The 25,991-nt window shown below is 34.0% G+C and carries 20 protein-coding genes and 2 other annotated features; of the genes, 2 read left to right on the forward strand and 18 right to left on the reverse strand.

Translation table 11 applies throughout. From position 1 onward, the window contains the following. From K332_RS0111615 to K332_RS0111670, 11 genes are all read right to left on the reverse strand, one after another. On the reverse strand, nt 1-291 hold a 291-nt coding region (locus K332_RS0111615; protein WP_026907602.1), incomplete at its 3' end, for a transposase. 146 nt (nt 292-437) lie between these two features. After that, nucleotides 438-1,844: a vWA domain-containing protein gene (locus K332_RS0111620; RefSeq protein WP_026907603.1), complete on the reverse strand. Its 1,407-nt coding sequence runs from the start codon at nt 1,842-1,844 to the stop codon at nt 438-440. A 214-nt stretch (nt 1,845-2,058) separates the two neighbouring features. Continuing rightward, on the reverse strand, nt 2,059-3,282 hold the full coding sequence (locus K332_RS0111625; RefSeq protein ID WP_084287952.1) for an MFS transporter: 1,224 nt from the start codon (nt 3,280-3,282) through the stop codon (nt 2,059-2,061). A gap of 65 nt (nt 3,283-3,347) precedes the next feature. After that, nucleotides 3,348-3,603 (reverse strand) — a binding site (T-box leader). A gap of 366 nt (nt 3,604-3,969) precedes the next feature. Further along, nucleotides 3,970-4,188, reverse strand: a binding site (T-box leader). 29 nt (nt 4,189-4,217) lie between these two features. Beyond that, a complete protein-coding gene (locus K332_RS0111635; protein ID WP_026907604.1) occupies nt 4,218-7,025 on the reverse strand; it encodes a VWA domain-containing protein in 2,808 nt (935 codons plus the stop codon). Next, nucleotides 7,009-8,817: a vWA domain-containing protein gene (locus K332_RS0111640; protein WP_084287946.1), complete on the reverse strand. Its 1,809-nt coding sequence runs from the start codon at nt 8,815-8,817 to the stop codon at nt 7,009-7,011. Before K332_RS0111640 ends, K332_RS0111635 begins: the two co-directional genes overlap by 17 nt. A gap of 14 nt (nt 8,818-8,831) precedes the next feature. Next, nucleotides 8,832-9,704, reverse strand: coding sequence for a DUF58 domain-containing protein (locus K332_RS0111645; RefSeq protein ID WP_026907606.1), 873 nt, complete (start codon nt 9,702-9,704; stop codon nt 8,832-8,834). Then, nucleotides 9,701-10,705 (reverse strand): AAA family ATPase, encoded by a 1,005-nt coding sequence (locus K332_RS0111650; protein WP_036688776.1) that lies wholly within the window; start codon nt 10,703-10,705, stop codon nt 9,701-9,703. Before K332_RS0111650 ends, K332_RS0111645 begins: the two co-directional genes overlap by 4 nt. Beyond that, complete coding sequence (locus K332_RS0111655; RefSeq protein WP_026907608.1) at nt 10,706-12,256, reverse strand: hypothetical protein; 1,551 nt, start codon at nt 12,254-12,256, stop codon at nt 10,706-10,708. Beyond that, the gene (locus K332_RS0111660) at nt 12,249-13,100 is read right to left on the reverse strand and encodes an ABC transporter permease (RefSeq protein ID WP_026907609.1); all 852 of its coding nucleotides are present in this window, start codon (nt 13,098-13,100) and stop codon (nt 12,249-12,251) included. The genes K332_RS0111655 and K332_RS0111660 overlap by 8 nt, the downstream gene beginning before the upstream one ends. Next, nucleotides 13,097-14,035 (reverse strand): ABC transporter ATP-binding protein, encoded by a 939-nt coding sequence (locus K332_RS0111665; RefSeq protein WP_026907610.1) that lies wholly within the window; start codon nt 14,033-14,035, stop codon nt 13,097-13,099. The genes K332_RS0111660 and K332_RS0111665 overlap by 4 nt, the downstream gene beginning before the upstream one ends. Continuing rightward, nucleotides 14,032-16,482, reverse strand: a complete 2,451-nt coding sequence (locus K332_RS0111670) for a DUF4350 domain-containing protein (RefSeq protein ID WP_026907611.1) — start codon at nt 16,480-16,482, stop codon at nt 14,032-14,034. Before K332_RS0111670 ends, K332_RS0111665 begins: the two co-directional genes overlap by 4 nt. A 347-nt stretch (nt 16,483-16,829) precedes the next feature. On the opposite strand from K332_RS0111670, the gene K332_RS0111675 reads away from it, so the two are divergent. Then, nucleotides 16,830-17,312, forward strand: coding sequence for a ribonuclease H-like YkuK family protein (locus K332_RS0111675; RefSeq protein ID WP_051359437.1), 483 nt, complete (start codon nt 16,830-16,832; stop codon nt 17,310-17,312). A gap of 10 nt (nt 17,313-17,322) precedes the next feature. On the opposite strand, the gene K332_RS0111680 is transcribed toward K332_RS0111675, so the two are convergent. The 3 genes from K332_RS0111680 to K332_RS0111690 all read right to left on the reverse strand — a co-directional run bounded on the left by K332_RS0111680 (nt 17,323) and on the right by K332_RS0111690 (nt 19,445). Continuing rightward, nucleotides 17,323-17,979, reverse strand: a complete 657-nt coding sequence (locus K332_RS0111680; RefSeq protein WP_026907613.1) for a DNA alkylation repair protein — start codon at nt 17,977-17,979, stop codon at nt 17,323-17,325. A 61-nt stretch (nt 17,980-18,040) separates the two neighbouring features. Continuing rightward, nucleotides 18,041-18,661: a CAP domain-containing protein gene (locus K332_RS0111685; RefSeq protein ID WP_026907614.1), complete on the reverse strand. Its 621-nt coding sequence runs from the start codon at nt 18,659-18,661 to the stop codon at nt 18,041-18,043. 121 nt (nt 18,662-18,782) lie between these two features. Further along, nucleotides 18,783-19,445, reverse strand: a complete 663-nt coding sequence (locus K332_RS0111690) for a CPBP family intramembrane glutamic endopeptidase (RefSeq protein WP_026907615.1) — start codon at nt 19,443-19,445, stop codon at nt 18,783-18,785. A gap of 220 nt (nt 19,446-19,665) precedes the next feature. Here K332_RS0111690 and K332_RS24205 point away from each other — a divergent pair, with 220 nt between their 5' ends. Continuing rightward, nucleotides 19,666-19,833: a hypothetical protein gene (locus tag K332_RS24205; protein ID WP_169727363.1), complete on the forward strand. Its 168-nt coding sequence runs from the start codon at nt 19,666-19,668 to the stop codon at nt 19,831-19,833. A 54-nt stretch (nt 19,834-19,887) separates the two neighbouring features. Here the strand turns inward: K332_RS24205 and K332_RS0111700 are convergent, their stop codons facing one another. From K332_RS0111700 to K332_RS0111715, 4 genes are all read right to left on the reverse strand, one after another. Next, the gene (locus K332_RS0111700) at nt 19,888-20,751 is read right to left on the reverse strand and encodes a 5'-3' exonuclease (protein ID WP_026907616.1); all 864 of its coding nucleotides are present in this window, start codon (nt 20,749-20,751) and stop codon (nt 19,888-19,890) included. Nucleotides 20,752-20,766: 15 nt separating this feature from the next. Beyond that, nucleotides 20,767-24,381 carry a dynamin family protein gene (locus K332_RS0111705; RefSeq protein ID WP_026907617.1) on the reverse strand — a complete coding sequence of 1,205 codons (3,615 nt, stop codon included), beginning with the start codon at nt 24,379-24,381 and terminating at the stop codon, nt 20,767-20,769. A gap of 137 nt (nt 24,382-24,518) precedes the next feature. Then, nucleotides 24,519-24,992: a CBS domain-containing protein gene (locus K332_RS0111710; protein ID WP_026907618.1), complete on the reverse strand. Its 474-nt coding sequence runs from the start codon at nt 24,990-24,992 to the stop codon at nt 24,519-24,521. Nucleotides 24,993-25,021: 29 nt separating this feature from the next. Further along, complete coding sequence (locus tag K332_RS0111715) at nt 25,022-25,489, reverse strand: flavin reductase family protein (RefSeq protein ID WP_026907619.1); 468 nt, start codon at nt 25,487-25,489, stop codon at nt 25,022-25,024. Nucleotides 25,490-25,991 lie beyond the last annotated feature (502 nt).

Consider the following 25,991-nt stretch of genomic DNA (forward strand, 5'->3'; position numbering starts at 1 on the left):
TAATACCGAGTGACTTGAGATATCATATTTCCGAATCGCTTCATCTTGAGAATATTCTCCAGATAGATACTCCTCTACAGCTCTGACTTTTAATTCCTTGGAATATCTTTTCCATGTTTTTGATTCCTCTAACCCACTTAGTCCTTCCTTTTCAAATTTTTCTTTCCATTTATAAAAAGTGTTTTTTGAAATTTGATATTTGAAACATAATTGCCTAAGTGAATAACCTTCATTTTGATAGGCCATTATTACTTCATACTTAAAGTCGCTTGGATATGATCTATTAGACAAAAAAACTCCCCCTAAGGTAAAACAGATTTTTATTTTTTAATCTGTCTACCTTAAGGGGAGCATATCATAATGATCGCTTTTTCTTAACTATTCATTCTTTTATCTAACTATTTTTATTTTTTAATTAGCAAAGCATCTATCTGCATTTAATCATAAACGAGTTCCCTCATTTCTTCTACCCACTTATCCACTCTCTCTCTTATTTCATCGGAAATAGCATCAATTTCATCAATCTTCATCGTTTGTAACTCATTGATGATATCGATTTTTTTGCTTTTGCGTGTAGAAATTTGATTGGATACTTCTTGTGTAACTTCAGAAGGAACCATTTCTTCTGTTCTGATTATGTCTATTGCTAGATTAAATCTCTCTCTTTCTAAATCGATGAGATTTCTGATACGTTGATGTTCAACTTTATATAAATCATATTCTGCTAGAATCTCCCACGGTCCCGGGGCTTTTTGAAATGCCCATGCTAAATCAATTAATGATGGTAACCATTCATATTCAATTGTTTCTTGCATTTCTTCTGCATTATTTGCCGAGAAATACTTTCCATTCCCCGCTTCTGAAACAGCAATTAATTGCTCCTCTGCTTTTTGATCAACATTAAACCCAATAATATTAACAGAACGTTCATTATTTTCGTCAACAAAGCTTCCTGCTGCTTTAACTGGATCGCCATCACAAGTCTCCACACCATCACTTACAATATATACCGTAAGTGGACCTTCTAATGTACTACTCATTTCAGCGGCTTTATTAATTGCATCAGCAAGTGGAGTCCAACCCTTACTTTCGAAGGTAGCTAATGATTCTTCAAATCCTTCAGAATTGTACTCGCTCATTGGATAAATTTCTTCAATGCTTTCACAAGATAGTTTTTTATCATTATTTGACTCGGATCCTTTATGTCCATATACGACTAGAGAAACTTCACTTTCTTGACCAATTACATCAGCAAATCGCTTAACAGCATCTTTTGCAATGTCCATCTTAACTTCTCCATTAACACTTAGGAGCATGCTAGAACTTGCATCTAGTAAAATAATAGCTTTACCAATATCCTCACTATTGCCTGAGTCACCCGCTCTTTTCGGGTTGGGTAAATATGGTTCCTCAAAGTCTGGCTGAAAATCCTGGGCAATCTCTATAGCTTCTTTATAATTTGGACTACCTAATAGATGTATTAAGGCACTTTCAATTTCATTTGGCTCTTGTGTCTTACTTGTTAGTTGAACTAACTGTTCCCTTAAATCCGTATCAATATGTTCCATTATTTGATTTGTTTCGGTTGATAATTCTTCTTCTAACGATAGTTCACTTACCAAAGTTCCAACAGGTTGACTTTTTAAATCATCCAAATCATCTGTACTAACTATTTTATCTACCTCAATTTTTGTTTTTTCAATTGAACTATTTTCTTCCTCTTCTACTAAATTCTCTTCTTTCGTTTCCTTATTAATTTCCTCTTTACTTTCCGTATCCTCTTTACTACAAGCAACTGTTAAGAATAAAAAACAAACTAATAATACTACTAAAATATTCCGCAATACCCGCACTCCTTTATTTTCCAATTCTATATTCTAGATTGGAGTGAAACTAGGTATTCGTCAATCTATCGAAATGACTAATTTATCCTATCGAATAGGACTTAATAACTATTGAATGTAATATCTTTGTTTAACCTAATTATAAATAATAGTGTAATGGATAATATTAGCATAACTAATGCTGCTACTTAGTGTAGGAAGTCTGTAACTGATGTTACTCTGAATAATACTTTGCGTTCGAGGGTTGCGTATTAAAGATATATAATATAATTGTTACTGCAAACATAATTAGGCTACCTAATATGACAACAAATTGAATCGATATCACTTCAGCCATTATTCCAAAAATTATCGTACCAATGATGATAAGAAAAGCTTCAATGAACCCGTACACACTACCAACCCTTCCCATTACATCGACAGGAACATTATTTTGATAGAAAGTATTAAATCCTGTATCAAGAAAAGCCATTGAAAATGAAAGAACAAAAAATCCAATTGCTGCTATTAAAAAGTTACCTGAAAAAGCATAGATTAAATAACCTATAGAGACCATTATGGATCCAAGACCAATCAGCCAAGAGATAGAAATCTTTTTAACAACTATTATGTTTACTAGGGCGCCTACAACTATTCCAACACCAGCAATACTCACTAGGAATCCATAATCTCTCTCTGATAATAAAAGCACTTCTGTAGAAAATGCAGCTTCAAGTGAATCTACTGCAGTTGCCAAAACCATCACTGCACTGAATAGAAAATAAATGATCATAATGTACACATGTTTACGACTAAAACGGGCAACTAATTTCCAATCACTTTTCAAAACCTTTAAGGTTATTCTTTCGTCATCTGTTTCAATAAAATCATTCTTTTCAATATTGGGCATGAACAATGTGATTAGTGCTGATAAAAATAGGGCTATTGCATTACTATATATCGCAAAATTAGTGGTGCCAATCATAAACATCATTCCCGTAATTGCAGGTCCAATAACAAATGCTCCAGAATCTATTAAACTCCGGAGAGAATTGAATCTTTTTCTTTGATCATGAGGAATTAACTTTGTAATATACGTCATTGATGTTGGCTCATACATGGAACTACCTACATTAATTAAAAAAACTATTCCATATATTGCTGAAAGTGACGAAAGTGATGGTAATAAGGCAATAAACACTGCTTGGAATATGTTAAGCCATACCATAAGATGCTTTTTATTCAATCGATCAATTAAACTACCCGACCAAAAGTTTGTAAATAATGCAGACAAAGCCCTAATAATATATAAACCCGAAACAGCAAGTACACCCATCATATCAAGAACGATTAAATTTAGTGCTATAAAATATACCCATTCTCCAATACTTGAAATACCGATACTGGATAATAAGATAGAAGGGTATTTCCACGACTTTACTAACTTTTTTATACGCAATTTATTTCCTCCTTCGTAAATGCATACTTGGACAATAAAAAAACTCACCCCCAAGACCTTAAGATCTTGAGGACGAGTTGTTACGCGCCGTGGTGCCACCCCAGTTTAATAATACGTCACCATATTATTCTTGTCAGGTAAGGCATGAAAACCATACATATACCCTAGCTCTATAACAGGAGCTCCTGTCACACCATCACCTGTAGGGATCCGATATGCTGCTCTGAGACTTGCTTCCAACCATTAATTATTACTCCTTTTCACCAACTGGAGTTCTCTTTAAATAATTGCCGATTGTACTCTTCTCTTCATGGCATTTGTATTTGAATGTGACCTTTTAAATTTAAACTATTTTATCAAACAACTTGCGGAAAGTAAAGATTTATTTAATAACAATTGGATATGGATTTACCACAAACCATTCTGCAATTTGCAAGCATCAATTTTATCCTCCGTTTTTTATTACATGCCCCAATTGGTAAAAGGCTTGGCAAGAATTGTGATAGTAACTGGTAAAAATGATGGCTGAGGTGGTACATTCATATGGCAATATTAGAAACACCTATACCTAAAAGTAGAATAAATGAATACTTCCCATCTTCTAATCTTTTACCAATTTTTCCAAGAAAACCCTCTCCTCACTAAATATATTTTTAAATCAAAAAGCCCGTCCTCAAGACAATTTGTCTTGAGGACGGGACGATATAACCGTGGTGCCACCTCAGTTTGTTAATATATTATTAACATTTTTCCATAACGGGGAAACCGTCATACCATCATCTATTCGAATCATGTATGAAACTCCGAGTCTTGTTTCAATAATGGATTCTTACTCCTTTCCAGCAATTAAATAGGAGCTCTATGTAAAGAATCATCATTATCTACTTTTCTCTTCAACGTTTTTTAAGTTTATTTAGTAATTAAGGAAAATAATATTAAATGTTTTTTCTATTTTTCGCATCCAATAACCGTTTCATTCTATCTTCCTGTTTCTCCTCCTGTTGAGGTTTTCTTGCAAGAGTTGAAGGGGACTCTTTCTTTTTAATAGGTTGATTAGTTATAACTTTTTCATTTATTGATTTATGATTCTCTTTTTTAATTTGCTTCCCTTGTTTTTTTATCGAGGCACTTTTTAGTTGTGCAAACGTTTGATCGAATTGCTTCTTCTTTTCCTCTTGTTTTTCAATAGTGTTATCCTTTGATTTTATTAGCTTTGTTACCACGCCCATTATGCCGAATCGTCTTATGGCAATTTCTAAAAAGAATAATAGAAATGCAGCAAATAATAATTGTGCAAATATAGGTTGCTTCTCGGATTTTTCATGTTCTAATTTACGAAATGCGTCTTGTGGATTTTCTATAATGGTTCCACCACTTAATTCCGTTATTTCTTTTAGTAATGCATTATTTTGATTGGTTAATTCAAATTCCTTAGAGTAAGGTACGACCACACCAGTTTGGAATGTACTTGTAATTTGGTTATCTTCTAATTTAGATAGTTGTAAATAATAAATTCCTGTATCAGTTTGGAAGTTAACCTCATGCTCGCCAGGGGCAGTAGGTCTAATTTCTGCTTCTAATTCGTTTCCTTTTTCATCAATGACACGAGCTTCAAGTGGTAATACATCAGGATTCTCTGTAGAAACCTTTAATGTAATTTCTTTTCCGTTTATAATTTGTTCGATATGGTACAATTCTTGTTGGTAAGACGGAAGACTCCAAGATACCATTTCATTCCAAAGCGTTGGCCAGCTGTCCCATATGGTCCAATCGCCAGCCCATTCTCCTTTTACATCCGATGTCCATGCGATCGTATTTCCAAGTCCGTATTGCCATCTAGCTAGAATAGGATCCCCTTTATCACTGATTAATATCTCTTCTGCCCGTGACTTTGGATCTGTTGCAACATAGACATTCATTTGCGGAACACCATCAGAGAAAATCGAACTCCATTCATTCCCATCCATATATGTTGGATAAAATGGATTATCCTCAATATAGGTTCGTGTCGTTAATATGGTTTCTCTTGATAGAATACTTGGAATGGTAGATGCATCCTGTACATCATAATATCTACCGGTACCCTCTAATGCTAGTTCCTCTAATAGCATACCGTCCGCATCACTGCCAATTGCTACAGTTGATAATGTTACATTATTTTTAATTCCTTCCTCAATAAGCTCATCGTAGTTAAAATTAGTAGCTGATTGTCCATCTGTTAACAAGATGATATGCTTTCGTTTTAACTCTAATGGATTTAATTGTTCATAGGCCGATGCTAAAGCAGGATAAATATTCGTTCCTCCACCTTCTGTTACCGATCGAATGTTTTCTGCTGCTTGCACTTTATCTTCTAGTGGTCCTGTTTCAATTATTTGCCAAGGTTGATCGTCGAATGCAATAAATCCCAGTGTGTCTTTTTCACGTAGTAACTCTACAGAACGAGCCGCAGCCTCTTTTGCTAAGTCCATCTTATATCCTGCCATACTACCAGAACGGTCTAAAACGATAACCATACCTAATGACGGAAGCTCTTTTTTTCCTTTTAAGTCCATTTCAACTGGTAGAAGTTGTTCAATTGGAGTTTTAAAATATCCACCTAAGCCAAAGCTTTGATTACCACCAGTCATAATAAATCCAACACCGAAATCTCGAACAGCACTTTCTATAATCTCCATTTGCTCTTCCGTAACATCTGTAGCAGATACATTACTAAAAATGATGGATTCATAATCTAATAAACCTGTAAGTGAAGTTGGTAAAACTGCTGGATTAATTGTATTAACTAGTAAATCGGAAGCCTCCAATACGGAGGAAATATTCTTTCCCTCTCCATCTGTACCTTCAACAATTAGAACACTAGGACTACCTTGGACATTTGATATTGCATAACCAATATTATTTTCGGGAACATCGTCACCTTCAGCACTAATTTCTGCTTGAAAGCTGTGAATTCCAGTTGACTCTATCAGATAATCAAATGAATAAACATTTTTACCTTGTTTCACTTGCACTTCTTGGTCGATGATTGTTTCGTTATTTTTACTGATTCGTATACGTGTTAATGTATCGATCGTACTAGAAATAACAGTGTCAATCGTCGAATGTTCCCCAAGAAATAAATTCTCTGGTACATGAAAACTTTCTAGAACAACGTCTTTCTCAATAGAAGTTGCAAAAGGTACGATATCAACAATTATTTGTTGTGATTCCAAAAGACTGACTTGCCTTCTAACATCACCTAAGTTTTCATTCCCATCTGTAAGTACTACAATTCGGCCATTATGATTGGCAGAGAGTAGGCTAGATGCAAGCTGAAGTCCCTCTTCTAGATTTGTAAAAGAAGTTTTCTCTAGTTTGGTATTTGAAATAATTGCTTTTTCCTGATTGGATAAGGCTTGGGCAATTTGCCCACCCTCTGCAACGGTTACAATTGCATAAGCATCCTTTTCACTCATGGCATCTATTGCTTCTTCGATAAACCCGTACATCTGATTTTGTTCATTTCGTACACTCTCTGATTGATCAATGACAAATACAGTTGTGACACCTTCTACCGGAAACTTAAAGTAAGGAATACATAATGCAAAAATTAGTAATGAAAATAGTAGAAATCGTAATGTAAGGACAGTCCTTTTTTCCGTTATCGAGTTAGTAGATGCATGTTTCCAGTAGAGGTAAAGAACTCCGATTACAGGTATAAATAATAGGAGGAATAATGGTTGATCAATTTGAATTCCCACGTCGATAAACCTCCCATTCCAAAAATAAAACAAGTAAAGCTAACAAAACGAGCCACGGCCATAGTTCATTTGGTTTTTCCTCAGTAGCAGTACTACCATCATTAGTAAAATCTAGTGAAAAACTAGATTTTGGGTGGATATATTTTTCTTCGGTACTAATTGAAACTGCAAAGAGTTTTTCTGATTTAACGCCGTTTGATTCTTCTATAATGCTATACAACCCAGGCAAACTTGGAGCCTGAAAAAACGACTCATCTAAGTTCAATGCCATCACTTGTTCTTTTTGTTCAGTTACTATTTGACTAGTTGTTGCTCCCGGATCGTGTGCAATGTTAATCCTTTCCAAAGGCTTTATAAACCCTAAAGTTTCTTGAGTTTTGTTTAAATAGTTAATGGCGTTGTATAGAAAGATTGGAAAACTAGAATGCATCGGCCAATCCGTATCAGCAATATCAATACCAACTAAAATGATAGGATTCCCATTATAGTAGCCATTACTGATAATTGGTATATGATTACTGGACAGCAAGGTATCAAGTTCTAGTGCATCGTATGGAATACGAGACTGAATATACACTTGGTTCAAATCGACATAACGCAGAATGGATTCATTATTATTCACTTGTAAGGAATGCTCTACTAGTTGCTTCTCCCTTACATTAAAGTGTCCACCTTCAGTTGGTGAAAAGATGATTGCTGGACCATCAGGCCACTCCTTTTCTGGAACCCCCTCTAGAACATAAATCCCGTGATTATCTACAACATTAGTATCTTGCTCATATTGAACAATATCTGTGCTAAAGTAACTTAAAGCTTTTCTAGTGAAAGGATTAACTTCACCGATGAGATTAATAGGAGGATTATTAACTTGTCCGAGAAAAGAGAAGGTCGTATTATCCGCTTCATAATCATCTTCATTCGTAATGACAGCTTTATAATAAGATTTCGCAGGTAATTCGGGAATAGAAAATTGTACTAACTTACCAGGTTCAATAAGTTCTTGAAATGAATACAGTTTCTCCTTGCCGCTTTCTATCTTAACTCTTGCAAGTTGTTCCTCTTCAAGTTCATTATAAATGGATACAATCCCACTAATCTTCCCGTTATTCTCTGCAACACCAAAAGTATGTAATGATAAATTATTCGTAGAGTCTCCGATATTATGAACGACTAATTTACTACTTAAATAATTAGTGTTAATTTGGTCTTCTCGAAGCCTATCAGAGAAAACATGGATTTCTCCACTAGTTCTAGCTAATAGTTGATTAGCAAGTTGTATAGCTTTATCCATGTCCGATTGTTGATACGATGGTTTTATTCCCTCTATTTTTGATTTCATGGTTTGTTTCGTTGTTTCATTTGAGAAAATAATGGTTGGTATTTCTTGTGCTAGTACTAGCGTGAGCATTTGATTATCTAATTTATCAACAAGCTCCATAATTTCATTTTTTGCGATGGATAAGCGGCTTTTATTATCTTCCTCTGTTGCAGTCATAGAAGCAGAAGTATCTAAAACTACTACAATATGTTCACCAGACAATTCATTTAGACCAACATATGGCCGAGTTAAGGCGAACATTACTAATAATAAAATAATCAACTGCAGATAAAGTAATAAATGGTTTTGTAGTTTTTTCCACCATTTTGTTGCCTGCCATTCCTGCATGACCTGTTGCCACATCAAGGTCGAGGGGACAATATTGCTCTCATATTGTTTGCGAAACAAATAAAATAGGATTACACCTATTATAAAAATTGAGAGTATAAAATAGATAGGCGTTAAAAAATTCATTGTATCACCTCAACTTAAATCCACCCTTTAGAGGATAATTGATGAAAGATAACATCCTCAATTCGGTCGACTGTGTCACAGGAATGAAAACCAATTCCACGTTCAAAACAAAATTTTTCTAGTCTCTTCAAGTGATCGGTTAATCGATTTTGATAGTTACTTTTTACTGTTCTATTCATGGTGACATTTACTTTTTCCCCAGTTTCACTATCTAAAAGTTCCAAGTCTCCTTGATAGTAGGGATTCGTTTCTTCTCTTGCTAAAATCTGAATGACATATAGTTCTTGTTTATATACCTGTAATTTCTTTAATGCTTCTTCTATTAACTCGATCGGTTCTAGTAAATCACTAATAACAACTGAAATACTAGATTTAGGTTGGATAAATGTTTGAACGGTTTCTGAAAAAATATTCGCATTTTGACTAGGATGAATGTTGCTAACGTAATGTACCATCCGGTTTGAGAATGCTTTACCTTTTTTATAAGTAAAAGGATGTAATTCTGAACCAATAGGGAAAATGCCTACGCGGTCATCAGCACTTAAAGACATAAATCCGATAGAAGCAGCTAACATTTTAGCAAATCTCCATTTTTCTGGAATTAAAGACATGGACCGAGTACAGTCCAAATAGATAGAAACAACGAGTTCTTGTTCATCTAAGAACCGCTTAATATAGTGCTTATTTGTTCTGGCATATATATTCCAATCGATTTGCCTAAGATCATCACCTGGCTGATAAATACGGTAATCAGAGAATTCGAGTGACGTACCTTGTCTACTCGATCGTCTAGCACCTTTATGATGGCCGCGTTTCATATTACGTGCCTGTAAACGGTACTTATCTAATTGATACATAAGTTTACTTGTTAATAACTGCTCACTCATCGTGACTCACCAGTCGTAGATAAAATCTCATCGATGATTGCATCACTTGTGATTCCTGTTGCCTCCCCTTCAAAATTAAGAAAGAGTCTATGGCGTAAAACCGGCTTAGCTGCTTGTTTAATATCACCTTTTGATACATGAAACCGACCTAAGCTTAAAGCTCGTACTTTTGCTATACGTATTAGTGCTTGTACTCCACGAGGTCCGGATCCATAGCGGACATATTTTTTAACGGATTCTGTACTCTGTTCCTGATCAGGATGTGAAGACAAAATAATATTAACTGCATAATCTAGCATTTCTTCAGAAACTAAGATTTCTTTTGCTAGATGTTGAATTTTAAGAATCCGATTTCCATCGACAATTCTATTAAATTTAGGAGATTCTATTCCAGTTGTATGTAAGACGATTTGTTTTAACTCTTCTTTGGAGGGATAATTGACATGTATCTTTAGTAAGAACCGGTCCATTTGGGCTTCTGGAAGCGGGTAGGTTCCTTCTAAATCTAGTGGATTCTGTGTTGCTAGCACAAAAAATGGGTCAGGAAGTTGTTTTGTTTCCCCCATTACCGAAACGGTCTTTTCCCCCATTGCTTCCAATAGAGCACTTTGAGTTTTAGGTGTTGCTCGGTTAATTTCATCAGCTAATACGATATTGGAAAATACGGGACCTTGATGAAACGTAAATTGATTCCTTTTCCCATCTTCACTTGGTTCAATTAACATCGTTCCAGTTATATCGGAAGGCATTAAGTCTGGTGTAAACTGGATTCTAGAAAATTTTAAATCCATTACATCAGAAATGGTCCGAACTAACATTGTTTTCCCAAGCCCAGGAAGTCCCTCAAGTAGTGCATGACCACCCGAAAAAATGGTCCAAAGTACCTGATCTACGACATCATCTTGACCTACAATAAATTTTTTGATTTCTATTTTAACTTGGGATATTTGTTCAGCTATTTCTCTTAATTCTTGTTCTTTCATTTCTATCTCAAGCAACATTCATTCTCCTTCCGGGTCTAAATCACTAAAATAATCTTTTACGACATTTTCTAAATAGGTTGGTAATTCAAGCCTTTCCACACTTTTGCGATAGGAATCTTCATACTTTCCGTACACTTCTTCGTATGAACGGACCGAACCTTTCATGACTAAACCATCTGGAGTGCTTTGAAATTCACTGTCTCCCTTTCCAAACTCTCCATAATCCGATTCAACATTTTCTTTACCATCCATAAATTCTGGAATAGTTAGCTCTCTAGACCCTTGACCAAACCCAGCACCAGATCCGCTACCACCATCCCCGTTTCCTGAAGCACCACTTCCATTCCCACTCCCATTGCCTTCCCCATTGCCATTACCTTGCCCACTTCCTGGAGACGGATTTTGACCTTGTCCGTTGTTGCTGTTATTTTCCCCAGAATTAGATGAATTTCCATTCTGGTTCTGTTGTGCTGACTGGTTTTCTTCACCAAAGGCTAATTCACTGGAATTACTTAAACCATTATTAAACATGCCTTGTTGTAGTGAAGTAGCCAAGTTTTGTAATTGTTGTTGTAATGATAATAAATCGTCTAATGAAGCAGTACTTTGCATTAATTCATTAAGTTGATCTTCTAATACGGCCATCATATCAGCCAATTGTTCATCCGACAGTTCTGAAAGATTTGGAGTACTTTCAATAAGCATCTTACCTAATAGGTTCTCTAGTCCTTCCTTTTCTTCGGTTGACAAGTTTTCCGGCTGTTTGTTAGCCAGATTCTCAAGAGCTTTACTTAATTTATTAGAGTCACCATCTTCTAGCGCACTCACAATTTCTTCTAACCCTTTTACCTCACTGGCTAGTTCATTTAATTTTTCTTTGTTTTCTTCTGCTATTTGTTTATCTTTATCCAGTTTTTCTTCTTGTTTTAGTAATTCTTCCAGTAACTCCTTGCTTTCCTTTAATTCTTTTGTTTCTTCTGCTAAATCTTTTAGTTTTTCTGTTTTATCTTCTTTAGCCAATTTTTCAATTTCTTGTTTTGTTTCTTCTATCAGTTCTTGTTCTTTTTCTTGTTCAGTGGCAAGTTTCATCATTTCATTTGGTAAGAAAAATAGGACAGATGTAATACCGACTAAAAGAATAAAGGCAGACAATGGTTTCCAGTAAATTTTTTTGCTTTTATCTGTTTGTACTTTTATCATTGCTTTTTTCATTAGGGAAACTGCATAACGTCTTTGTAGATGAGACATTAAGGAATTGTCCTCCATGTAATGAAGAGCAGTTATTACATGATTTTCTGCTATAAAATCATCAAAATGATGTGCAGCCTGTTTATTAGTAGGTCGCTTGATAATAGTTACAATGACAATTCCTATCAGGATAAGTACAGCAAGAAAAATGAGTTTGTTAACTAAATGTGTGATCACAACAAGTCTCGCAAGCATCACGAAAAGAGCCATAGTTAATCCTAAAATGAACAGAGCAAGATGGCTATTTCTGAACAATTGCTTAATCAATAACTTTCGCTTTGCAACTTTTAATAATGCAAGAAACTGTTGTTTTTCATCCATTTTTAACCGTTCCTTTGTCGACCTTCGCTTTTGGCCTTAGTTTTTTGATACTGATCCATAAGGATAGTACTGTAATCACTAAATAAGTAAGCATAAAACTTGTAATTAATGAAAAATCAATTCCCGACGCTTGATAAATATGCTCAACCATATAAGGTTCAAAGTTAGACATTAATATGATAAAGGGGTTTACCATTGCAGTGAAATACGAGATTATATTTGTCGTATTTTGATAATAAAACATTTCACTTATAATGATCGTCAAAAATGCTGTACCCGCTGATAAAAACAGAGCCACTCCATATGTAACAATCGATGCTACTATGGTTTTACGAATTAACGTGGAGAACACGACCCCAAGACTACCAATTGTAATCATGGTTACTAAATAAATACTAAATGTTGAAAAGATTAAACTAGGTGAAACACCACCGAATAAAAATACTATGCTATATAAAGGCATTGAAGCAATTATCATTAATAATAAATAGGAAATAGATGATATTAATTTACTCAAAATAATACTTGTCGATGATTGTGGTGTTGTTAGTAAAATATTCAGTGTTTGACGTTCGCGTTCTCCGCTAATAACACCAGAAGTTAATCCCGGTGTCATAAACAGAATAAGCACTAATTGAACAAAAGATAATACGGAAAACATTATACGACTTTGCTCAGGACTGAAAACGGCACTCGCGTTATAAATGGTATTTACTAAAATAAAACCAATAGCAATGATGCCCAAAGCTAATAAATAGAAAAAGACTCCTAAAAATCCTTTAAATGAACGAAATCGTAGTTTAATTTCTTTATTTAACACCGGATTTATTAATAATGACTTCAAGAAAATTCTACTCCTTTCGTTATTTCAAGGAATACATCCTCTAAATCGGTTTCTTCTTCATTAAAGCTAATGATTTCCAAATCATATAAAATAGCTTTTTTAAGTAATGCTACTTGTTCTTCATCGGATCCGGTGTATGAGAAAATTAACGTATTTGTATCTTTTTCATGTTTTGTTAAATTTGATATTTTTGGTTCATCTTCAAAGAATACAATCGCTTTGTCAGGATCGGATGCTAATCGAACATGAATTATTTTATTAGCTTGTAGCTGTTTTTGAATGGAAGCTACTGAGCCTGAAGCTACTAATTGGCCATTTGTAATAACTCCAATTTCATCACACATTTCAGCAAGCTCAGGTAATATATGGGAAGATATAATAATAGTTTTACCCATGTTTTTCAGTTCTTTCAATATCTCTCTCATCTCAATTCTTGCCCTTGGGTCGAGTCCTGAGGCGGGTTCATCTAAAATCAGCACCTCTGGATCATGAATGAGTGATCTAGCAAGGCAAAGTCGCTGCTTCATTCCACGTGATAATACATCAACATATTCATCTTTCTTATTAGTTAAATTTACCAAATCTAACAATTGCGGGATTAGAATTTCTCTTTCATTTTTTGGTATGCCATAGCTTGCACCATAAAAATCAAGGTATTCCACTGTTTTAAACTGATCATATACACCAAAGAAATCTGGCATGTAACCTATGTGCCTTCTTACTTTTTTAGGTTCTTTCGTAACATCATAACCATTTATATAAGCAGTACCAGATGTTGGTGTTAGAAGAGTAGCTAATATAGAAAAAGTAGTAGACTTACCTGCTCCATTATGACCAACAAAACCAAACACACAACCTTTTTCAATTTTTAAATTAAGGGAATCTAATGCTGTAAAAGAACCATATTTTTTTGTAAGATTCACTGTTTCAATCATTGGTTATACTCCCCTTCCAATTCGAGAGTCGGCGTATTTACATCAGGATTGTTCATTCCATTTTTTACAAAACGAATCAAAACTTTACCATCTTCTGAAATATAGTTATTTGCATCTTCCTCAAAGATTGTTTGATTATCGTCTAAGACAATATATTCATCCATTTTTACATTGTAAATGGTAAATTCAGTACCATCTGAGATGGGGTGTCTTACTTTAAGCTTATTCACGGCGATATTATTAGCGTTCATTTCTACCGGTAATTGGTAGGAGAGATTATATTCACCTGGGTCTACCGCAATAAAATTCTCTCCATACATTAAGCCATTATGATGGATGGAATTAGAATTTCCTGAAACAACATTAAGATCAGGTATTATTGCATCTCCTTTAAGTTTAAACTCCCCGCCTTTTAAGGAACGTATTTCAATATTTACTTCTTGGGTAACCATAGAAAGTGAATTTATTTCCTTTACTTTTTTGTCCAATCCAACCTCGGTAATTGGTTCCGCTGTAAAACCAGCTATTAAAGGTTGCTTTAAATTCTCTGGTTGCATATCAAAGTACATGGATGAATCTAATAATTCATACTTCTTCCACTCCACCATACTTTCTCTATTCTTGACCTCAGACATACCACCATAGCCCGCATTATAGTAACCAGGGAAAACAGAGGATGCTATATTTGAACGTGGTGCACCGATTAAGTTCTGTATATTTTTAGAATCTAGTTCAATCTGAATATCTATTGTTTCACCTGCGCTTATATCACCTATAGGATATGATTTATCTCCACTTAGTAGGTAGGCTTCATCCATATCAAATGCTAAATTACTTGTAACGGTTCCTTTTAATTGATTATTTTCAATCCATAAATCGCTTTCTAGTTTTCCTGTTTTGATTGAATTAATTGGACCCATTGCAGAACGAATCGACCAATACTCTACATCGGTAAAGGTAATCTTAGATTGCTTTCTACCTTTCTCAACCATAGCAAAGCTATCTATCGAAGAAGTTTCATATCCGTTATTACGGTGTAAAGGAAATGCTTCATAGCCACTTGGTTTAATCGTGACTGGATAGTCTCCACTATTATTACTTAGGATTGAAAATGCTCCGTACCCATTTGCAATACCTTCATCATTAATAGAGAGGATACTAATATTATTCATTTGAGAACCACCAATACGATCTTTAGCGCCAACAATGAAAATGGCAATACTAGAAACAATCGCAACAAGCGGAATAATAATCCAGGAAATCTCACGTTTATCTAACTTCTTCAAAATGAAATATAGAGCTGGGATTAGTAAAATTAAGTAGACAATAAATAAAATTACTAATGTTTTTACTGGAATAAATGATGACGGATACAACTCGACGATACTCCCAATTCGATGGGCAAGTTCATCCACCATATACCGTTGTTGTCCGGAGAGGTCTTTGTTAACTGTTTTTTGTAAGACATCAGACAACCAAGATGAATATCCATCCCATTTGGTCAACGTTTCACTACCTAAGTTGAAAGCGAATTGGGTTACTTCCCCAATACCATAATCTTTTTGAACTACCATTGGTAAAGAGTGATCGGAATAGATGACATGTACATCATCTTTCAATTTCCCAATATTAATCTCAACATTATCAAAGTTTGGTAGATTTTCCTGCTCCTCTTTGGTTAAAAACGCTAGCTCACTAAACGATTCCTGCCCTTCTATATGTAATAGAAAAAGTTCTTTTAATTCATTACTTTCTTGGAGAAATGGATCACTCCCCAACATTAGATGTCCACCGGAGCGTGTCCATTCTACTAGAGCGTTTAGTTGTTGCTCTGTTAAATTAGAGATTTGATAATCATTAATTAAAATCAGATCAAATACTTCTAATCCCAAAGCCTCATTTGGAAAATTATCTTTTGTTAAACTCAAGAATTCCAAGGACTCTCCATTATATTTTGTGGTCTTCCATACATTTAGAGAATCTGGAGAATCACTTAAAGCACCCATCACAATTCGATGATCCGGTAAAAAGGACGGTCTTTTTTTAGTATTTCCATTTAACGGGATCTCTTTACCATTTTCCCATCCATTTTCGAAAAACTTGATAAAGGAAGCTTGTTGATTATTAGGGCCACTATAAAAGTAATCTTCACTTAATCCCGGAATAGAAAATGTTAATTCCGTCTCTTCCCCTTTTGGAAATTCTACAGGTATCACTACATTACCAACAGATTGGTAGCTGGGAGCTGAGAAAAACACTAAATCTCCTGAAACAGTATCTCCTTTATTGATGACTTTAACTGTAACTGGGAATCCTTTCCCTATTTGAACTTTACCGTCAATTCCATATGTAACCGAAATCTCAAGACTAGCCTCAGCAGGTACTTCAGTCGGAATAAGAAACAATAGTAAACATAGGAAAATTACTATCCTTTTTATTATCTTCACGGTTATCCCCCTTGCTTAATCGAAAAGTGTTTCTACTTGTTTATCTTTTGTAACAAATGTGAAAATTAATAGTAAATAAACTATAACACACTGAATATAAAAATAATATTGTATTTACAGATATTTATTAATAGGCATTTATCATGAACAAACATGTTCATAAAGTCATTAGTTAATAACAAGGGTAGAATCTCTAAAGTTCGTGATTGAATAATTAACACTATCTTTAGAATAGCATGATAACTATTAGCTAAAATAAGAATGAGGAGTTACTATTTAGGAGGTTTCTATTTGTGGCCAATCTAAGTGTATTAGATTTTAGCTTTCAGAATTTATCTCAAAAAAACATGTCTTTTAATGAGGTTTTTCAGCATATTATTCGATTTATGAAGAAAGATCCCAACGGACGGTATCGGTTAATATTTGGAACAGATTCACAAGTACATCCTACTTACACTAGATTTATAACAGGTATTGTCATTCAACAGGAATCTAAGGGAGCATGGGCCTGTATACGAAAAGTAATTGTTCCGAGGAAAATGATGAATCTCCATGAAAGGATATCGTATGAAACGACATTGACTGAAGAAGTTGTTTCCATGTTTACAGAAGAAAGAAAGACCCAATTAATTGATATTGTTCTACCCAATATTTATAAAGGATCAACATTCACAATAGAAGGTCATATCGATATTGGTTCTTCAAACAAAAATAAAACAAGAATATTTGTGAATGAGATGGTTGGGCGAATGGAGTCATTAGGGATAGAACCTAAAATTAAACCAGATTCTTTTGTTGCAAGTTCCTATGCTAACCGGTTCACTAAATAATTTATCTCAATTATATATATTTACTTCCTTCCCGAATGCTGAGTTTTGCTAGTGCATTTTGTTGTATAAATGTACGAACTGAATTTGGGTTTGTTTTGGAGTATTCCCTTAGTGCCCATCCAATTGCTTTTTGAATGAAAAATTCTTTACTATCCGTATTTCGTTTTATATATTTATATAGTAATTCTTCATCGGTTTTCTCTTTATATTTTAGTTGAAATAATATAGACGTTCTTCTTAGCCACATATTCTCATTTGTAGACCAATCTTCAATACTCTCATGAATAACTTCAGATGAATCTGCGGCAATTTTACCAATAGGTTTTTGCGCAAGCATGTCTACTGTATCCCACCAAGATTTTGTCGTTATTAATTTTTCTAACAATGAAATATGTTCTTTCGATATATTTTGTAGTTTTATTTCAATATAATCTAATGCAATATTTTGATACTCTCGCTCATCCTTTTCCCATAATTCTAATACAAATTCAGAATTAAAGGGTTGTTTGGATAATCCAGTTTCCTTTAAAAATTGAGTTGTGATTTTTCTACGCTCTGGTGTTTTAATTCCGAAAAAAGGAAAATGATTCTTCATATAGTTTTCCATCTGTCGTGCATTCTCTGGATGACGGTGCGCGTCTAACTCTTTTGTTAATAATTCAAGCATTGTATTCTCCCCTTATTTAGAAAGGTCCAATTTAGCTTACTAAATTGGACCTTTCCTGCGATTAGGATCCTGTAAACATCTGTACCCAAGCGCCATTGTAATATCCTACACCAATGGAGTCAAAATTAGCGTTTAAAATATTGGCTCTATGCCCTGATGAATTCATCCAAGCATTCATTACCTCTTGTGGTGATTTTTGCCCTTTGGCAATATTTTCACCTGCTGTACGATAGTTAATGCCGAATGTTTTCATCATATCAAATGGTGAACCATAATTTGGACTCGTATGAGAGAAATAGTTGGAATTAATCATGTCCATTGCTTTTTTCTCTGCTACGCTACTTATATCTGCTCTGTGCAGCAATGGTGATAACCCGTTTTTCGATCTCTCCTGATTCACTAATTGTGCAACCTGCTCTTCGAAAGTAGTCGGGCTTGAAGCTGTCGCTCGAAGTCGAATTACTGAACCTACCTGCATATTTGTTGGAGCCACATTAGGGTTTAATCGCATTAATTGTTGATAGTCTAATCCGTAACGCTTTGCGATAAACCAAAATGAGTCTCCCTTTGAAACCTTATAAAAATCAAAAGGTGGTTCTTTAAACATTTTAATCTCTGCACTTGTACCCATTGGAAATACAAGTATTAACGCAAAAAGCAAGGGAATCAATCGTTTCAACATAACTATGTCACCTCATATTAATAAAATTGTAATCCCCTGCTTCTATTGTCTCTTATGAACTAATAGTAATACGTAAATTTTAATGGTGCATAAATTTGGTAATTAATGAATGGCATGATGGCTAGTAAAACAATGACAATCCAATTAATATAATCATGATATCTGCACATATATGTATCATCCAAGAAGCCCATATCGTTTGATTCTTCTCATTTACTTTATGAAATACTAATCCGATAACCCATAACCCAATAAAACATAGCAAGATAATAAATGGACTAAACCACAACATGATCATTGGGATATGATAAGTAGCAAATAATAATGGACTGTAAATGTACCCAACTCTTTTGGGTAGATTAAAAAATATAAATCCCCTAAAGAAGTATTCCTCCAAAAATGAATTACCAAACGTAATATAGAGTCCGACAAGAATATAAGTGGTAGCGTTAATCCCTAACCGATCGGTTAAATCATTTTTAATTGCATCAAGATTAATTAGGGGTAAAAATAGAAGATATGCTATTAGTACGATTGCAGCAGATGAAAGACCAAGTATAACAATACGTTTCCATTCCTTCACCGTAATTTTTTCTAAACTAATTACATCCTTGAATCGGAAATCTTTATATACTCTAATATAAAACCATACCGTCAAGAAAAATAAAAGTATTTTTAATCCAGTTTTTATTAAATAATTTATTTCAATACCATGCTCAATAAATGCAAGTAGACCACAAGTAATTAAAGAGCTTAATATTATAAATGTTGACTTTTTCCTCATTGAAATTCCCCTATAAATTATGACTTCTTTTTCTATTCAGAATCTAACTGTAATTATCCCATATTGCTACATTTATGTAAAACTGAAATATATTACTAGAAAAAGGCTAAATTTGTAAAATTAATGAATGAAAACAAATAAACGGGGTATCATACAGTTTGTAAGGTGAAAACGAACACCATATGTTCATTTCACAAAAAAAATATAGGAGGTAATAAACATGGCGAACAATAAAAATCGCAACAATAACAACAACAATAATAATAACAATAACAACGACAATGTTGAGTTTGCGAATGAGTTTCTAAATGATGAGAATTTAGATAACAATAACAATAACAATAATAACAATCGTAACAACAACAACCGCAATAACAAACGTAAATAGTTCTACTTAATGCAAAAACCTGTATTTTTACAATACAGGTTTTTGCATCGGTCCCTACGATAAAAGTTTAATTAAATTCTTCACTTGTAATTCTTCAAACCTTTGTGTAACTTTCTCTCGGTTAAATTTCCAACCTGCTGTTTCCAGCGAGATTTTAATTGGAACATCACAGCGAATTTCGGCAAGACTCCTCGATAGATGGAGCATATCTAAATTAGCATTAATTTTTGTTTGTACACCCTTTGGCAAATGGTCAATATTTGCTAATAAGCCCTCAATTGTTTCATGCTCCTGCAACAGTTTTAATGCGGTTTTTTCCCCAATTCCTTTCACACCAGGATAATTATCAGAAGTATCTCCCATTAATCCCTTCAAATCGATTATTTGCTTAGGATAAAGACCCTTCTTCTCATAAAAGTTATCCTCGGTAAATACTTCATAATTACCTTGGCCTTTTCTCATAATTGCTACACTTATCCCTGGTTCAATTAATTGAAGAATGTCTTGATCTCCGGTTAAAATTAATACTTCATCTTCTTTAGAGAACTGTTTTGCTAATGTACCAATACAGTCATCTGCTTCAAAGTTTTCAATTCCGATATTCGGCATGTCAAAAGCATCGACTACTTCTTTAACTAAGTCAAACTGAGGAATTAATTCTTCAGGAGGTGCGGAACGATTCCCTTTATAGTCTTCATACATCGTTGTGCGAAATGTTTTACTTCCCATATCCCAACAACAGATGACATGTGTTGGCTGAAACGTATCTACAGCATCTAAGAAATAACGTAAAAATTGATATACACCATTTGTAGGAACTCCATTTTCGTTTTTCATGAAATTCCCTCGTATAGATGTAGCGAAAAATCCCCTAAATAATAGCGCCATTCCGTCTACTAATAAAATTGATTGTTGCAATTTATGACACGTCCTTTATTGTATACTCTTCAAGATTTGGTCTAAATCCCGTTCTTTATCACTTAAAATATGGATATCAATAGAATCCTCTAATGCAGCTAAACTATTTAATACATATTGATTTATTTCATTCTGTATGTCCAGTATGTTTTTATCAACTAATACGTCCCATTGCTGAGCATAGTTGTCATTCATTACTTGTTTAGTATTTTCAATATACAGTTGTATTTCAGGTTGTAAAATCTGATAGAAGACTTCTTTCATTTTTTCCTTTTCATTTTTTTCAAAGAATGATTTCGTCCCCTTGAATAATGAAAAAGCTTTTTTGAATAGATTTACATCTAAATTTTTAAGCGGTTGTACATAATTTGGTGTTGTTAATTCAACCTTTTGTTGTACTGGTAATGAAAATTCATTATCAATCTCACTTATTTTCTGCTTGTAAATATCCATTAGCTCCGTATTCTGTTCATTTATATAGGATTCGATTCGAAGTGAAACAGCACGCGCTTCTTGTAAAAGCTCATAACCAGTGTAATCTAACAATTTTACTGTGTTTCGCTCCAGTTGATATATTGCATTACGACCTGACTCCGTTACGGTTGTTGGGTTGAATTTATCTTTAAACATATCATGAAAACGGATGCCAATTCTTTCACCTACATAGTGTAACTGCTTCGAGATTTTCTGGTGGACTCGTTTATTATACGTGCTACCATCACCTGAATCAACCGTTTGAAGTAATCTTTCTTTTCTTTCCAGTAACTCCTGTTTATACTTTTGTTTTTCTTGTTCATTTAGGCTTGCTTTTTGCTTAACATGTGCCACTAATTTTTGTGTGCGTTTTAGCTCATGAACCGCCGATTTAACCGCTAATTGAGATAATTCATTCTCTAAAAATGAATAAAATTCTTCCTCAAACTTGCTTAACTGTTCGTTAATAGCCTTCTTCACTTGCTTTTCTTCTAAAGATTTTTTACTAGAGATAGGATACAATCTTGGATTGCGTATTCCAAGTTTATTGAGCTGATCTTTGACATAATTAACTACTAAGTTTAACTCGGTAGTATCATGGGCTAGATCAGATGCATTTATAATAAAGAACATTTTATCAAGTTGGAATGATTCCTTAACACGCCCCAGCTGCATAACAAAGTCTTTGTCTGCCTTGGTAATCGCATGATTATAATACGTTACATAAAGAATCGCATCGGCATTTTTAATGTAATCAAATGCTACGTTTGTATGTCTTGCATTAACAGAATCTGCTCCTGGAGTATCTACTAATGTTATCCCCTTTTGAGTGATGGAGCAATCGTAATACAAATCAATCGATTCTACAAAGCAAGCTTTTGATTCATCGGTTACATATGCTTCGAAATCTTCTAATTGGATTGTTTTAGTTTTACCAATTAAATCCTTATGGACCTCATATCCTTTGAGAATTGCTTGTAAATAGCTCTGGAACATATGACTTAGTTCATCATGATGTTGGACATCATATTCATTGATCCACTTCACTAATCCACCAATATCTTCGGAAGTTGGTGGGGAGAGGTGTTTCAGAATGTTCTCTAAATCCTCTTGCAAAGTCTTTTGGTCTTTTAGACGAATAACTACTGTGCCATGTTTATTATCTTCCGTTACTGGAGTAATCCGATTAATAACAGCAGTTGTCGGATTGGGTGAGGAAGGTAAAATACCTTCTCCGATTAATGCATTTGCAAAAGATGATTTACCGGCACTAAATGCACCAAATAGTGCAATCGTTAACTGTCGATTAGATAGTCTGCCATTTCGGGCATTTAATTCCATAACTAATGAATTAAAAGTAGGTAAATCCTGTAACGCTTTTACAGTTTTGTCAATCGCCTGGACAACCCGATGAACTGATGGTACACCTTCTTTTTCTTCCGCTTGTTCATCAATATATTCTACCTTTGGATTTTCTTTTATAGCTTTGACTTTTGATATAGGTTCACCTTTTATAAATACCTTTACTAATTTTCTCTGAAGTATCTTTTCCGTTTCTAAAGTAAATTCTGGTGTATGGAGTTGTTCATCCATTCGATGTATATGCTGCTGATACTTCTCCTGCAAGGCTTGTTGTTTCTCATTCATCTTAACCAGATTTTGATAGGCTTGAAGTTCCTCTTTGTATTTAGTTTGTTTCTCTTCTGATTCCCGTTCAATTACATCTACTATATTGGAAAGAGTCTCACGAGCTGTTTTTCGGTATTTATTTTTTATTGCACTTGCTAGGTCATTAGTGTAATTCAAAACAGAATCACCATTTACTTGTGCACCTTTTTTAATGAGTGCTAATAGATCCTCTTTATGAATCGATACACCAAATTGCTGTACCGCTGAATAAAGCGTTTGTTCATTAATTGAATAAGCTTTTAATCGTTCAGCAAACTTTTCACGCAATTTCCATTCTATACTAGCTTGCATAGTTTCTCTTATGCTACTTAAAAAGTCTTCAGATCTTTTTGCTTTTTCATCTTCTGTTTTTTTCTTCGCACCAAAAAATCCAATTTTAAAATCTTTTTGTTGTGAATCAAGAAATTCAAATGCCTTTTCTCTGATTGTAGCCGGCATCAGATAAGCATTTTTTAATGTGTGATCTAAGTCCTCAATAAAATCATATTGAATATCATTTGACTTGTTTTTCAAAGAATCAATAGTTTTTTGTATATTATCAACTTTCTCCAGTAATCTTTCATCAATTTCCTCACCCAGTGATAGATTACCGATATCCTCATCACGCTTTTCAGCTAAATAATGTTTATGAGCCTCCATAATATTTTTTACAGACGAATCAATTCTCTGGATTCTTTCCTCAACGAATAATTGATTGATTTTATCTTTAATTTCATTGAACTGATTATTTATAGCATCCTCTTTTAATAAAGAAGAATAATAGATTGAATCAGGTAAAATCCCCCATTGGTCAAACGTTTGTTTTACGCTTTTTTCAAATGATTGAAAGGTAAGTTCTTTTTCATTATGTTTATCAATCTGGTTAATAATGATATAAAATGGTATCTTCATAGATTGAATGTTCTTTAGAAACTTCATATTTAACTCAGATTGCACATGATTATAATCCATAACATAAAATAGCACATCAACAAGATGTAGTGATGATTCCGTTATTATTCGGTCTGCGTCATCTGCAGCATCAATACCTGGAGTATCAATAATGGAGCAGTTTTCTGGGATTAAGGAATTACTAGAACTAATCTCTATTTTCTTTATCGAATCTTTAGACTTTGCATATTCCTTAATCATCTCTAAATCATAAGGTTCTTTGTACTCGACTGGGTGGTCACTTTGGAAATAAATACGTGCAGCACCCTCACCAGAAGAAAGTTTAACTATATTTGCACTGGTAGGAATAGGACTTTTCGGTAATAAATCACTTCCGATTAATGCATTTATCATCGATGATTTACCAGCAGAAAAGTGCCCTGTAAAACTGATTGTAAATTCGTCTTCTAGTTTTTTCTTATATAGGTCGACTATTTTTTCTGCATTTTTTTCATCACCATGTTCTTTCATAACATGATAAATTCCAGTTAGATTATCGTAATCTAACACTGAAGTATTCTGTTTGATTGCCCTCACGTAAAATAAACCCCTTTGTTTCATCATAATACCTTTATTATAGCGTATTTTAAATCTCTATTACTACCCCGTATAAATGGAAAACTTTTTTAAAACATTTATCATTTTTTAGCTAAAAGGAAAAACTTCTTAAAAATCTAAGAAGTTTTTCCTTTGCCTATGATATCTTTTGTAATGTGTCGGAGTAAATCACCTCTACTGATAACTCCAATTACCTTCTGTTGGCCATCTAATACTGGAATTTTTTTAAAATGGTGTCTAGAAAAAATTTCTAATACATCGTCTAAATCACTATCAGGTTTTACTGTTTTAATATCCTTCGTATTCATCATGTTTGAAATAGTCTTATCGAGTGTATACCCTAACTTATCCGATAATTTTTCTTGTTCATTCACCATTATCAATGCAAACATATCAAATACAGTTCTACTATTGGGTCTTAAATAGCGAATTACATCACCATCACTTATCATGCCGACTATCTTGTTATCTATATTTACAACTGGAACGCCACCAATTTTATGGTTTACTAAAATTTCAAGTAGTTCTCTGACAGTTGTTTCCTCTGTTACTGTTATTACATCACGTATCATAAAGTCATGTACTTGCATGATTTCACCATCTTATTATTAGTATATGTTCATGTTTCTTCTAAATATCGATACTTTCCACTGAAATATATAACTGGTTCATCTTCCATTAAGGTATAATCTTCAGTTACTTCTGCAATATATATTACATGGTCTCCGGCTTTTATGGTATTGTTAACCCGACATGAAAGTGCTGTTAAAGCTCCTTCTAAAACAGGGACACAATCTAAATAAGTAAATGGAACTTTTTCCTTAGACGTAACTTGTTTTGCAAATATTTTAGAAAGTTCTATTTGATCTTTTGATAAGATGCTTAATCCAAATGCTTTTACTTCTCCAATTTTGTCGTACATCCTTGCTTTCTCATCAATTGAAATCGCAATTAGTCTAGGGGACAAGGATACTGACATAAACGCATTAACAGTCATTGCCATTATTTCTTTGTTATATTCTAAAGAAACAACGGTAATCCCAGTTGCAAACTTGCCCATTGCGTTTCTAAATTGTCGTTCTTCCATTAAATTCCCCTCTTCCTTTTATTATTACCTGTACTTCTAGCTTAACTCGAATACTAGAAGATATGAATATTATTTTAGTTTACATAATAATATTATGGTAAACTAGAATAACTTTTTATAATATTGTATGTAAAAATACACTAATTGTTAGTTCTTAATTGCATAATTTATTATAAACTGCGCGGTAAATACTGTATATTGCCGTTCGAATTTAATGAATGGAGTGGATGAACTGCTATGCTACCGCTCCGGCAGAATACTCCGCTTTCCACGGGCACGGCCTCAGCCTCCTCGCGGAAAGTTCGCCGCTGCGGGGTCTTCGGACACGTGCTGTTCCCGTAGGAGTCTACGTATTCTGCCTGCGCTAGTTAGAGTTTCCGAGTTATGGATTGTTTGTAACGCATTTTTTCAGTAATTACGTACAATAATTCTAATTCACTACCAGCGTAGGAAATACAGGGAGACTCCTGCGGGAGGATAGGCATAGGTGAGACCCCGCAGT

Origin of the sequence: Paucisalibacillus globulus DSM 18846 (assembly GCF_000482485.1) — a bacterium.
In the GTDB taxonomy this organism is placed as follows: domain Bacteria; phylum Bacillota; class Bacilli; order Bacillales; family Amphibacillaceae; genus Ornithinibacillus; species Ornithinibacillus globulus.